The organism is Pseudomonas sp. WS 5410, from assembly GCF_012985645.1.
GTDB lineage: Bacteria > Pseudomonadota > Gammaproteobacteria > Pseudomonadales > Pseudomonadaceae > Aquipseudomonas > Aquipseudomonas shahriarae.
On the sequence record NZ_JAAQWS010000028.1, the window covers coordinates 28,632 to 41,209 of the forward strand.

Annotated in this window: 9 protein-coding genes and 1 pseudogene; 4 read left to right on the forward strand and 6 right to left on the reverse strand. The window is 60.0% G+C overall.

Going from position 1 to position 12,578, the window contains the following annotated elements:
• Positions 1–13: 13 nt before the first annotated feature.
• The 4 genes and pseudogenes from HBO24_RS29795 to acnB form a co-directional block, all read right to left on the reverse strand.
• Positions 14–738 (reverse strand): annotated as a pseudogene (locus HBO24_RS29795) (autoinducer binding domain-containing protein).
• Positions 739–857: 119 nt separating this feature from the next.
• Entirely contained in the window at positions 858–2,129 is a 1,272-nt protein-coding gene (locus tag HBO24_RS27145) for a glycosyltransferase (RefSeq protein WP_057439659.1), read from the reverse strand.
• Positions 2,130–2,154: 25 nt separating this feature from the next.
• The gene (locus tag HBO24_RS27150) at positions 2,155–3,048 is read right to left on the reverse strand and encodes an alpha/beta hydrolase (RefSeq protein WP_057439658.1); all 894 of its coding nucleotides are present in this window, start codon (positions 3,046–3,048) and stop codon (positions 2,155–2,157) included.
• A 315-nt stretch (positions 3,049–3,363) separates the two neighbouring features.
• A complete protein-coding gene (gene acnB / locus HBO24_RS27155; RefSeq protein ID WP_057439657.1) occupies positions 3,364–5,973 on the reverse strand; it encodes a bifunctional aconitate hydratase 2/2-methylisocitrate dehydratase in 2,610 nt (869 codons plus the stop codon).
• A 395-nt stretch (positions 5,974–6,368) separates the two neighbouring features.
• On the opposite strand from acnB, the gene HBO24_RS27160 reads away from it, so the two are divergent.
• Positions 6,369–6,839: a DUF1289 domain-containing protein gene (locus HBO24_RS27160; protein WP_057439656.1), complete on the forward strand. Its 471-nt coding sequence runs from the start codon at positions 6,369–6,371 to the stop codon at positions 6,837–6,839.
• Positions 6,840–7,329: 490 nt separating this feature from the next.
• Here HBO24_RS27160 and HBO24_RS27165 read toward each other — a convergent pair whose 3' ends face one another.
• The gene (locus tag HBO24_RS27165) at positions 7,330–8,196 is read right to left on the reverse strand and encodes a universal stress protein (protein WP_057439655.1); all 867 of its coding nucleotides are present in this window, start codon (positions 8,194–8,196) and stop codon (positions 7,330–7,332) included.
• A gap of 157 nt (positions 8,197–8,353) precedes the next feature.
• Here HBO24_RS27165 and miaE point away from each other — a divergent pair, with 157 nt between their 5' ends.
• The gene (miaE, locus tag HBO24_RS27170; RefSeq protein WP_057439654.1) at positions 8,354–8,956 is read left to right on the forward strand and encodes a tRNA isopentenyl-2-thiomethyl-A-37 hydroxylase MiaE; all 603 of its coding nucleotides are present in this window, start codon (positions 8,354–8,356) and stop codon (positions 8,954–8,956) included.
• On the opposite strand, the gene HBO24_RS27175 is transcribed toward miaE, so the two are convergent.
• Positions 8,912–10,111 carry an MFS transporter gene (locus tag HBO24_RS27175; RefSeq protein WP_057439653.1) on the reverse strand — a complete coding sequence of 400 codons (1,200 nt, stop codon included), beginning with the start codon at positions 10,109–10,111 and terminating at the stop codon, positions 8,912–8,914. The genes miaE and HBO24_RS27175 overlap by 45 nt on opposite strands.
• Before the next feature lie 157 nt (positions 10,112–10,268).
• Here HBO24_RS27175 and HBO24_RS27180 point away from each other — a divergent pair, with 157 nt between their 5' ends.
• Positions 10,269–10,976, forward strand: a complete 708-nt coding sequence (locus tag HBO24_RS27180) for a winged helix-turn-helix domain-containing protein (protein WP_057439652.1) — start codon at positions 10,269–10,271, stop codon at positions 10,974–10,976.
• Positions 10,977–10,980: 4 nt separating this feature from the next.
• A complete protein-coding gene (locus HBO24_RS27185) occupies positions 10,981–12,261 on the forward strand; it encodes an ATP-binding protein (protein WP_057439651.1) in 1,281 nt (426 codons plus the stop codon).
• Positions 12,262–12,578 lie beyond the last annotated feature (317 nt).

The window sequence follows — 12,578 nt, forward strand, 5'->3', positions numbered from 1 at the left end:
GTGATCGTCGGGCCTAGATCAGGCCCAGTGCGGCGGCATAGGCAGCCGCCAGTGTCTTGTTGGCTGCGCCGAATTTCTTCTGGATGGCCTTGAGGTGAAAGTTCACCGTGTTGATGGAGATGGTCAGGATCAGCGCGATCTCGCCTGAACTCTTGCCGTCGGCGGTCCACTGCAAAATTTCCCGCTCACGCAGGCTGAGGCAGACCGACGGGTGGGCGCGTTCGCTATGGCCCAGATCTGTCAGGCGCAGCGTCACCTGTTCGAGGATGCAGCGCAGGCGCAATTGAATCTCGTCGCTTTCAGCCCGCGAAATAGGATCCTGGCGCCGGGCCACGGACAGTACCCGCAGCGAGTGATCGTGGCTGCGAATCGGCAGCGTGGCGCCGATGCACAGACCCAATCCCGAGCTTCCAGCCATAGCTTGCGGCTGTTTTCAAACAGTGCGTCGTTCCACAGCACCATCTCGGTGGAACGCAAGCCACTGAGGATCGACGGATCGACAGCCGCGTAGTTTTGCTCCTGGTAATGTTCCAGCCACCTTTCGGGGTAAGAGCCGTGAATCTCGGTTTTTGGTCGGGTAAAAGGGGTCAGGTGGCGTACGGCATAGGCGTAATACTCGAACCCCAATTGCAACACTTCCCGCTCCAGCAGCGCGAACACTTGTGCTCCTCCCTGTTGCTTGAGCATCTCTATCCGCAAGCGATTCCACCAGCGGATGAGGTCGTTTTCCTTCTCCATGGACAGTCGCCTCGATTCCTGGAACCTTTGGCAATCTAGCCCACGTGATCTTTCTGTCAAACTTTTCCGGTGCTTTGCCGACGGCTCTGGCACGGCACTTTTGCCCAAGAGGCCGGTGTTTATGACGCTTGGCGCAGGCGAGGTATTGAATGGTGCGCGTGGCACTGTTCAATGGCCTTGACCGCTGTTTCACAGGACGCCGCATCGGCGGGCATCAGGCTGCTCGCCCGAGCACAGGCCTGTTGCAATCGGGTGTCGTGTAGCAGCGCTGTGATCGCCCCTTGCAGGTCTTGTCTGTCCAAGGGCAGGGCAAGACGTATTCCGCACCCCATGCGCACCAGTCGTTCGGCGTTATCGAACTGGTCATGGGCGATCGGCAGGACAATCTGTGGGATGCCGGCAGCCAGCGCCAGGCTCATGGCGCCAATGCCGCCGGGGTGGACTAGCCCGGCTGCGCGGGGCAGCAGCGAACTCATCGGCAAAAACGGACGTTGCATCACCGTGGGCGGCAAATCGCTGGTGACCGGCCGATCACTGGTCAGAAAAATACCGCGTGCGCCGACCCTGTGCAGCGCTTCCAGGGCAAAGCGATAAAACTGCTGGTCAAAGTGCTCAGTGGAACCTTGGGTGAAAACTACGGGGGCCGGTCCGGCATCGAGGAAGGCCCGAGTCTGTTCATCGAGCCCCAGGGTGCCACCGTCGAACAGTGGGAAGCCGGCCATGTGCAGGGGCTGCGGCCAGTCTTGCTGGACGGGGGCGAACCATTCGGGGAACAGGCAAATCACGCCTTGGGGGGCATGCATCCATTGGCTGAAGATGTTCTTCACCGCGCCCGGCAATCCGTGTTTGCGGCGCAGTGCATTGATTTGTGGGGCACAGGTCCGGTCCAGGCTCAGGTATTCGATCCCGCGCCAGAGCAATTTGCGCACCGTCAAGGGCAGGCGGCGTGATACGTTGAAAGTGGGGTGTACAGGCGGTAAATGTGCCGACAGTAGGGTTGAAGGGGACACTTGGACCGAGAGGTAAGGGAAACCGTATTTTTCATGGGCAATACGTGCACCTAGGGCCCACAGCGAGCCGACCACTACTATATCGTCAGTGTTATGCGCGGTTACATAATCGTAGACCGGCTCTAATAGGCCTGCGATGGCTTGCCACAACACGCTGAAGGAAGTCTTCGGATCCCACAGGCGGGGATCGCCCATGGCAGCGTTGTAGGTCGCCTCATCGCATAACGGCACGAAGTCCAGGCCCCGGGCCTCGATGGTGCGTTGAAACGCCGGCATGCTGCACAAGGTTACCTGATGACCGCGTAGGGTCAGTGCCGCGCCCAGGCCGATAAAGGGAAAAACGTCACCGGCCGAACCGATGGCAATCATGATTACTCGCATCATCCACATCCTTGTTCAAAAGTGCTCAGGCGAAGCTCAACTGCGCTCGGTGAGGAGGCGACATGCAAAACGCCTCTGGCCGGGCGTCGCGATGCGTCAGCAAATGGCCGAGCAACGCGCGGTGCACGCCGTTGGCCGCAGCCCTGGATTCCAGATCCAGAAAGTGCCCGCTGCTCTCGGCCGTGGAGAAGCTGCAGTCGCGGATGTACTGCTTGAAGCGCTGCACGTCCATGGCGCTGGTGTATTCGTCCCAGGCACCGTTCAAAAAGTGCACGTGGCTGTCGATGTTCGAAAGCTGGGGCAGGTACGCCCCTTCATTGAGCTTGAGGGCCTGGTCGATATGGAATCGCGCCTGATGCTGCTCGGCGTTGATCAACTGCGCCATGTGCTGTTGATTGGCACTCTTGAGGCGGGGCGGCAGGTGCTTGCCCAGCGTCTGGTTGAGCAAGTGCCCGATACCCGCGTTGTCATCCCGGGCCATGAGTGCCTGGGCGCCGCTGACGTAGTCGAGCATCGGACCATTGAGGCCGGGAGCGAATGACATCACCACCGAGCTTTCGACGTTGTCCGGCTTCTGGGCGAGGGCCAGCAAGGTCGACAGGCCGCCCCAGGATGCGGAAACCAGATGGTGAATATTGAAGCCTTCGATCAAGGCCAGCAGGATCTGGACTTCATCGTCCTTGGTCACCAGGCACCGATTCGGGTTGTGAGCCCGGGAGTTTCCGGCGAATGGCAAGTCAAACAGCACCACGTTGAAGTGTTCGGCCAGGCACTTGCTGGTACGGGCAAAGGCCGAGGTTGTGGCCATGGCGCCATTGACCAGCAGCACATTCTTTTTATCGGGGGCATCGCCGATTTGTTCCACCGACACCGCATAGTCCTTGAAGACGTTCTTGATCACATATTGATTGCGCCACATAACACACCTCCATTAAGCACTTAAAAACGGGTGAGAGCGCCCCTGCCACCGGGTACGGGCATCGACGACGAGGCTTGGCTGTTTTTATTAGAAGTCGTACGGCATACAGCGCGAGTACATCCAAAGCAGGCGGATCCCATGACGCGGGCATCAGGGTGTGGAGAGTTTCGGCCTTCAAGGCGCGGCGGGACAACTACCTGATCTGGTAGGTCGTTGGAGAAAGGCCGTCGACAGCCAGTGCCCGGCAGGTTTTTCCAGGCATAAAAAAACGCCGCGTATCTTGCGATACGCGGCGTTCTTCACATCAACACACCGTTAGGCTTGAACCACCGGAATGTTGGCGCTTGCTGCGATTTTACGGAACTCGGCGATCTGGTCGAAGTTCAGGTAGCGGTAGACGTCACTGGCCATGGTGTCCAGTTTCGCTGCGTAGCCCATGTACTCTTCGACGGTCGGCAGGCGACCCAGGGTGGAGGCGACTGCCGCCAACTCGGCCGATGCCAGGTAGACGTTCGCGCCATCACCCAGACGGTTCGGGAAGTTACGGGTCGAAGTCGACACTACGGTCGAATTCGGCTCAACACGTGCCTGGTTACCCATGCACAGCGAGCAGCCCGGCATTTCCATGCGCGCGCCAGCCTTGCCGTAGATGCCGTAGTAGCCTTCTTCGGTCAGTTGGTGAGCGTCCATCTTGGTCGGCGGCGACAGCCACAGACGGGTTGGCAGCTGACCCTTGACCTGTTCCAGCAACTTGCCGGCAGCGCGGAAGTGACCGATGTTGGTCATGCACGAACCGATAAACACTTCGTCGATCTTCTCGCCAGCGACGCTGGACAGCAGACGGGCGTCGTCCGGGTCGTTTGGCGCGCAGAGGATTGGCTCGTTGATTTCGGCCAGGTCGATCTCGATGACTTCGGCGTATTCGGCGTCGGCATCGGCTTCCATCAGCTCAGGGTTGGCAACCCAGGCTTCCATCGCTTGGGCACGACGTTCCAGGGTACGCGCATCACCGTAGCCTTCACCGATCATCCAGCGCAGCAGGGTGATGTTGGAGTTCAGGTACTCGGTGACGGAGTCTTTCGACAGCTTGATGGTGCAACCGGCAGCCGAACGTTCGGCCGAGGCGTCGGACAGCTCGAATGCCTGCTCCAGCGTCAGGTCGTTCAGGCCTTCGATTTCCAGGATGCGGCCGGAGAAGGCGTTTTTCTTGCCTTTCTTCTCAACGGTCAGCAGGCCGGACTGGATTGCGTAGTAAGGAATGGCATGAACCAGGTCACGCAGGGTGATGCCAGGTTTCATCTTGCCTTTGAAACGCACCAGGATCGACTCAGGCATGTCCAGTGGCATTACGCCAGTGGCTGCGGCGAACGCTACCAGGCCAGAACCGGCCGGGAACGAAATGCCCATCGGGAAACGGGTGTGGGAGTCACCACCGGTACCCACGGTGTCCGGCAGCAGCATGCGGTTCAGCCAGCTGTGGATGATGCCGTCGCCTGGACGCAGCGATACACCGCCACGGGTCATGATGAAGTCAGGCAGGGTGTGGTGGGTGGTCACGTCGATCGGCTTTGGATAGGCCGCGGTGTGGCAGAAGGACTGCATCACCAGATCGGTGGAGAAGCCCAGGCACGCCAGGTCTTTCAGTTCGTCACGGGTCATTGGACCGGTGGTGTCCTGGGAACCCACGGTGGTCATCTTCGGTTCGCAGTAGGTACCTGGACGAACGCCTTTGCCTTCCGGCAGGCCGCAGGCCTTGCCGACCATTTTCTGGGCCAGGGTGAAACCCTTGCCAGTGTCGACAGGTGCTTCAGGCAGCTTGAACAGGTCGGTAGGGCCAAGACCCAGCTCAGCGCGAGCCTTGTCGGTCAGGCCACGGCCGATGATCAGCGGGATACGGCCGCCGGCACGGACTTCGTCCAACAGGACCGGGGTCTTCATTTCGAAGGTGGTCAGGACTTCGTCGGTGCCGTGTTTGCAGACTTTGCCAGCATGCGGGTACAGGTCGATCACGTCGCCCATGTGCATGTTGGTGACGTCGAATTCGATTGGCAGTGCGCCAGCATCTTCCATGGTGTTGTAGAAGATGGGAGCGATCTTGCTGCCGAAGCAGAAGCCACCAGCGCGCTTGTTAGGCACGTACGGGACGTCGTCGCCGAAGAACCACAGTACCGAGTTGGTTGCCGACTTACGGGACGAACCGGTACCGACCACGTCACCGACGTAGGCGATCGGGAAGCCCTGGCCGCGCATTTCTTCGATCTGCTTCATCGGGCCGGTCTTGCCTTGCTCGTCCGGCACGATGCCTTCACGGGCCATTTTCAGCATGGCCAGGGCGTGCAGCGGGATGTCAGGACGGGACCAGGCATCGGGAGCAGGGGACAGGTCGTCGGTGTTGGTTTCGCCGGTGACCTTGAACACGCGCAGGCTGATCTTGTCGGCCAGGGTCGGGCGGTTCTTGAACCACTCGCCGTCGGCCCAGGACTGGATCACTTCCTTGGCGTGCGTGTTGCCGTTCTTGGCTTTTTCCGCGACGTCGTGGAATGCATCGAACATCAGCAGGGTGTGCTTGAGCTGGGCAGCTGCAACGGCGGCCAGTTCAGCGTCGTCCAGCAGCTCGACCAGGGTCACGATGTTGTAGCCGCCTTGCATGGTGCCAAGCAGTTCAACCGCGCGCTTTTTGTCGATCAGGGGGGAAGACACTTCGCCCTTGGCCAGGGCAGACAGGAAACCGGCCTTGACGTAGGCAGCTTCGTCAACGCCTGGTGGAATGCGGTTGGTGATCAGGTCAACGAGAAACTCTTCTTCGCCAGCCGGGGGATTTTTCAGCAGCTCGACCAGGCCTGCGGTTTGTTCGGCGTTTAGCGGCTGGGGAACGATACCCAGGGCTGCACGCTCTTCGATATGTTTGCGGTAGGCTTCAAGCACAGTTATTACCCTCATCAGTGGTCCCACGGGACGCTCATCCAGACATGCACGGCACGCATGCGCTCGGGGGCTTTTTGGGCCGTAGAGCCAGCGCTGCCGGCATTTCTCACAGAAGCTGCTTTCAAAGTTTTACGCCTGCAGAACGGAGCTGATGAGGGTTGGTGCTGGTCATTTGGAGGGTAAATAACCAGCGCCAACACCGTTCTGAAGGAACGACTGTGCTCGTGACGCTTTGAAAACAGCTTCCAACGGATTATTTGGCGCCTTACAAGGCCGGATGATTCTACGGCAAAAAATTTCTAAAGGTAAGTTGCCGCAGCAAGTTTGCAGGGTGATGAACCTTAGACAAAGGGCTAACATGGGCCACTGTTTCGCTGATTTGTGCGTTGTCACCCATGCCCAACCAAACCATCAAGACCCCCTGCATCGGCCTGTGCTCCACGGTTTACGGCGATCTCGTGTGCCGCGGCTGCAAGCGTTTCCACCACGAAGTGATCCAGTGGAACGGCTATGGCGAGGAAGAAAAACGCGCAGTATGGCTGCGGCTTGAGCAACTGCTGGTGCAGGTCATGGCGGGCAAGCTGGAAGTATTCGACCCCAAACGGCTGCGCTGGCAACTCGAACAGCGAAAAATCCGCTTTGTGCCGCACCAGTCCGAATACTGCTGGGCCTACCAGTTGATCGCCCGGGGCGCGCGGGTGATCAACAACCTGGAAGCCTATGGCATGGTGCTGATGCCGGAGTTTCGCGACTGGAACCTGCCGGAACTGCGTGATGCCATTGATCGGGAGTTTTTTATCCTGTCCGAGGCGCATTACCAGCGCTATATCGCCCCTGGCTTCCTCAAGGATGCACTAGGTCACTGACTGTCGCCGATCAACATGTGGGAGCGGGCTTGCCCGCGATGGCGGCGTGTCAGTCAGGCATCTATCAACTGACCCACCGCTATCGCAGGCAAGCCAGCTCCCACTTTTGTTCTGGGGTGTGGCCAAAATATCCTGCCCTGCCAAGATCCCTTGTGGGAGCTGGGGTGTGGTCAAAATATCCTGCCCTGCCAAGATCCCCTGTGGGAGCTGGGGTGTGGCCAAAATATCCTGCCCTGCCAAGATCCCTTGTGGGAGCTGGGGTGTGGCCAAAATATCCTGCCCTGCCAAGATCCCCTGTGGGAGCTGGGGTGTGGCCAAAATATCCTGCCCTGCCAAGATCCCTTGTGGGAGCTGGGGTGTGGTCAAAATATTCTGCCCTGCCAAGATCCCTTGTGGGAGCGGGCTTGCCCGCGATAGCGCCAGTTCAGTCAGGGATGTATCAACTGACTCACCGCTATCGCGAGCAAGCCCGCTCGCACATGTCTGATCTTCACTGTGCCTTGCTGGCCAGTTCCTCCAGGTGGTCGATGATGCTCTGGGGCTTGAGCACCAGCACATCGCTCTCCAGCGCATCCAGCACCACTTCCGCCGTATTGCCGATCAGCGCCCCGGAAATCCCGGTGCGTGCCACGGTGCCAATGATCGTGACGGCCGCCCTCAACTTATAGGCGGTATGGGGGATCAGCACATCCGCCGGGCCTTCTTCGATATGCAGGCGGCTGTCGTCAATGTCGAATTCGGCCTGGAACGCCTTGCACTGCTCGCGATAGCGCGCCTCGATGGTTTCCTTGAGCTGGAACACCGGATCGGCTGCCGACAGCATGGGCGAGGGATGGGCGCTGATGACATGCAACTGGCCCTTGGCCAGGCTGGCGATGTCAAAGCCATGGTCGATGATGGCCGCGTGCAGGTCTTTATGCTCGTTATCCAGGTTGCCCACGTCGATGGCCGCCAGGATCACCCCGTCGGTCCATGGGGTCGCGGTCTTGACCAACAGCACAGCGGCCGGGCACAAGCGCAGCAGTTTCCAGTCCGCCGGCGTCAGCAGGGCCTTTTTCAGCGGGCTGTCGGGGTAGTGCTGCTTGATCACCAGTGCGCAACCTTCGGCCTGCTGCACACCGATGATGGTTTCGTGCAGGTTGTTGTTCCAGGCCAGTTCGGTTGTGACGTTGTAGCCATCGGCCGACAATTGCTCTTTGAGCAAGGCCAATAGCGCCGAATGCTCATGCTTTTTGTCGCACACCAGCAGATGCAAATGAGCGCCTGTCACCCCAGCGATCAGCTTGGCGCGCTTGAGGGCCAGGCTTTCCGAGTGTTCGGGCTCAATGATCACCAGAATTTTGCCAATTTCGTTCATGAGCGAGATCTCCAAGGGTGGGAAGGGCAAGGCTTCGAACAACTATAGTTGTTGCCCGCCGTACAGCATGTTGATGCACATCAAGCCCCGTGACTGGTGGTCTGCGGCGGGGTCGGTATAATCGGCGGCCTTTTGTGACCCTTTGCTCGTGAGTCCGATGAACCTGCCCGAAATCCATGACTTCCTCGGTTGCCGCACCCCCGATGCCTGGGTCCAGGCCGCACTGGCCGACCAGGAAACCCTGCTGATCGACCACAAAAACTGCGAATTCAAGGCCGCCAGCACGGCCTTGAGCCTGATTGCCAAGTACCACTCCCATGTCGACCTGATCAACATGATGTCGCGCCTGGCCCGCGAAGAGCTGGTGCACCATGAGCAAGTCATGCGCCTGATGAAAAAGCGCAAGATCGAGCTGCGCCAGCTGCATGCCAGCCGCTATGCCTCGGGTTTGCGCAAGGTGGTACGCAGCCACGAACCGGTGAAGCTGGTGGACACCCTGGTGGTCGGGGCGTTTATCGAAGCGCGCAGTTGCGAGCGTTTCGAAGCACTGGTGCCGCATTTGGACGAAGAACTCGGCAAGTTCTACTTTGGTCTGCTGAAAAGCGAGGCACGGCATTTCCAGGGCTATCTGAAGCTGGCCTATCAATACGGCGATGCCAAGGATGTTGCCCAGGTCATCGAGCGGGTGAGGGCGGCCGAGCAGGAATTGATCGAATCACCCGATATCGAGTTCCGCTTTCACAGTGGCGTGCCAGCCTGAGGCCACGGCCACGCCGATCAGCGCGGTGATCCCGGTCAGCAGCAGGATCACCGTTTGCGTGCCAAAAGGTGCCGCCAGCACGGCAATTGCCAGGCCCGCCAATGGCTGCGCGAGGTTATTGAACAAGGTGATCACGCCCACCGTCTTGCCGAAATCCTGCACGGGAATGACCCGCTGACGGGTGCTGCGCATGTACACGTTGAACATCTTGTCGAAACCGGTGACCAGCAGAAAGCCCAGGGTGTACAGCCAGAGGTTGGGACTGATCGCCATGATCAATGCCCCAAGCGCAATCACCGAATACGACAGCCCGCCCAGCACTTTCAACGCCAGGCTCGAGCGCGCCAGGTAAAACAGGATGACGATGGTCACCACCGCGCCGGCGGCCTGCAGCAGTGCATAGGCATCCTTGTCGGCCGCGTAGAGGCCGGTCACCATGGCGGCGGAGGTGGCCAGCGTCACGCCAATGATCAAATTCACGCCGACTGCCAGGGCGATAATGCGCTTGAGCTCCGCCAGGTTACGGATATGCCCGAGCGCGATGCGTAGCGGTTGCAGCCAGATATCCCGGTGTTGCGCGTGGTTTTCGAGATTCACCGTGGTAGTGCGCTGCCAGACCAGCATTGCCAGGTCTGCCAGCACAAACAGCCCGGCAATCCCCAGCACCACCCAATGCCAGGCCCACACCTCCAGCATCAGCGCAGCAATCAGTGGCCCTAGCACCAGGCCGCTCTGGTCGGCGATTTGCGAGTAGGAGAGGGTCTTGGCGTAGGTGTAATGCTTGAAAATATGCGGCATGACGACTTCTCGCGCCATGATGCCCTGGGTCGTCAGCACTCCACACAGCGCCGACAGGATCACCAGCCAATGGATGCCGCCGAACATCGCGTACAGCGCCACGGCCACCAGGCATGCCAGCGCCCGGTAGGCCTGGCTGATATGCAGGATGCGCACGGGCGAAAACTTGTCGCACAATGCCCCGCACACCGGGAACGCCAGGTATCGCGGCAGCGACTCGATAAAGAACGCCAGCCCGGCCCACGCTACGCTGTTGGTGGTCTGAAATACGATCAGCGGCACGATAAACAGCAGAATCTGGTCCGCCAGCCGGGACAGGAACAGCGAAACAAAGAACGCCAGGTAATCCTTGCGCATACAACTCCCTGTGGGTGGCGTTAAACATTGCAGGCTAATTGTTAAAAACTCTTAAAAACATGAAGCTTCGTCAGCCGCTGCTGGCCAGGCGCTTTTGCCGGACAGCTTGCCACCTATAATGCTCGCTCTTCAATCCGCTTTTGCACACTGAGAACGTATGGAAAACCTGGGTCTGGGCAAGGTCCTACTCGTTGAGGACGATGAGAAGCTGGCAGGGCTGATCGCGCATTTTCTGTCACAGCATGGCTTTGAAGTGCGCGTGGTGCACCGGGGCGATGAGGCGTTGGCGGTGTTCCTGGCGTTCAAACCGAAGATTGTCGTGCTCGACCTGATGCTGCCGGGCCAGAGCGGCCTGCATGTGTGTCGCGAGATCCGCAATGTGTCCGACACCCCCATCGTGATCCTCACCGCCAAGGAAGACGACCTGGACCATATCCTCGGCCTGGAATCCGGCGCCGATGACTATGTGATCAAACCGATCAAGCCGCCGGTGTTGCTGGCACGCCTGCGCGCCTTGCAGCGCCGCCATCTGCCGGAGCCGACGGTGCGTGGTTCCCTGGCGTTCGGCCAACTGGCGATTGACCGCAGTTGTCGGGGGGTAAGCCTGGGTGACGAGAAGATCGACCTGACCACCATGGAGTTCGAGCTGCTGTGGCTGCTGGCCAGCAGCGCGGGCAAGATTCTCTCGCGGGACGATATCCTCAACCGCATGCGCGGGATCGCCTTCGATGGGCTCAACCGCAGTGTCGATGTGTATATCAGCAAGCTGCGCAACAAGCTCAATGACAACCCCCGCGAGCCGGTGTGCATCAAGACCATCTGGGGCAAGGGCTACCTGTTCAACCCGTTTGCCTGGGAGGCCTAGCCCGATGCTGCGCCTGTTTCTGCGTCTGTACATCATCCTGGCCCTGGGCCTGGCCGGGGCAATCTGGCTGGTGAACTACACCTTCGACGAATTGCTGCCCGAAGCCAACGAAACCTACAACCGCGAAGCCATGCGCGGCCCGGCCTACGGCCTGGTGGAGCAGTTGCGCCCGCTGCCGGCTGGCGTGGCCCGCGAGGCACGCCTGGCCGAGCTGCAGCAGCACTATGGCCTGCGCCTGGCCTTGATTGCCCGGGACGCTGCGGCACTCACCTCCCGCGAGCAACAATTGCTGACTGACGGCAAGCTGGTGGTGCGCGGCGACTTTATGGAGTTCATCACCGAAATCGACGGTGGCGCGCAGCTGCTTCAGATCAAGCTGCCGGTGGAGCCGCGCTGGCTGTACCTGTGGGCCTATAGCTTGTTGGGCCTGTGCCTGGCGATTGTCCTGTATTTCTGGGTGCGCCCGCACTGGCGCGACCTGGAGCATATTCGCCTGGCGGCCCAGCGATTTGGTGACAATGACCTGGGTTCGCGCATCCTCCTGCCACGGCGCTCGAGCGTGCGCGAGTTGGCCGGGCACTTCAACCAGATGGCCGAGCGCATCGAACACCTGATCGCCAATCAGCGTGAGCTGACCAATGCGGTGTCCCATGAACTGCGCACGCCGATTGCACGCTTGTCGTTTGAACTCGACCAACTCAAACAGGAGGCCGATCCGCGCCAGAGCCGCGCGTTGATCGGCGATATGTACGCCGACCTAGGCGAACTGGAGGACATGGTTTCCGAACTGTTGACCTACGCCAGCCTTGAACGTGGCGCGACACAGGTCACCCGCGAGAACATCGAGGCCCACAGCTGGCTCGACAGTGTGATCGGCAGCGTGGCCCTGGAAGCCGAGGCCGAAGGCGTGCAACTGTCCCTGGGCACCTGTGAAGTCGACTTCATCCAGATCGAACCGCGGTTTATGGCACGCGCGGTGATCAACCTGCTGCGCAATGCCATTCGTTACGCCGAGCATCGGGTCGAGGTGTCGCTGGTCAAGTTCGGCAGTGGTTATGAAGTACGCGTCTGCGACGACGGTCCCGGCGTACCCGAGGACGGCCGGGAGAAAATCTTCCAACCCTTTATGCGCCTGGACGCCAGTCGCGACCGCCGCACCGGCGGCTTTGGCCTGGGCCTGGCGCTGGTGCAGCGGGTCAGCCAGTGGCATGGCGGGCAGGTGCAGGTGCTGGATTCGCAGTGGGGCGGGGCGTCGTTCCGGATGACCTGGGCGTACGCCGACTAACCTTTTGCAAACTCATGAAGGTTGTAAATGTGGGGCTGGCTAGTCGGGCCGCCGCCTCGCTGCGATGGTCGTAAACGATGACGTTGGGTACCTGACACTCTGTGGCGATCTAATGGGCCGCCATCGCAGGCAAGCCAGCTCCCACAGGGTAATGCAGCTTCGCACCCCGGCTTTGCTGTTGCTGATGCTCTGCTTTTGATCTGGCTTTTGATCTTGATCTCAGGCGCCCCGTTAAACCACGATGGCCGCAGGCAGGTATTGCGCAGTGGGCACCCCGGCATGGATGCCGGGGTAGCCGCGACACGGCCAGGGATGGC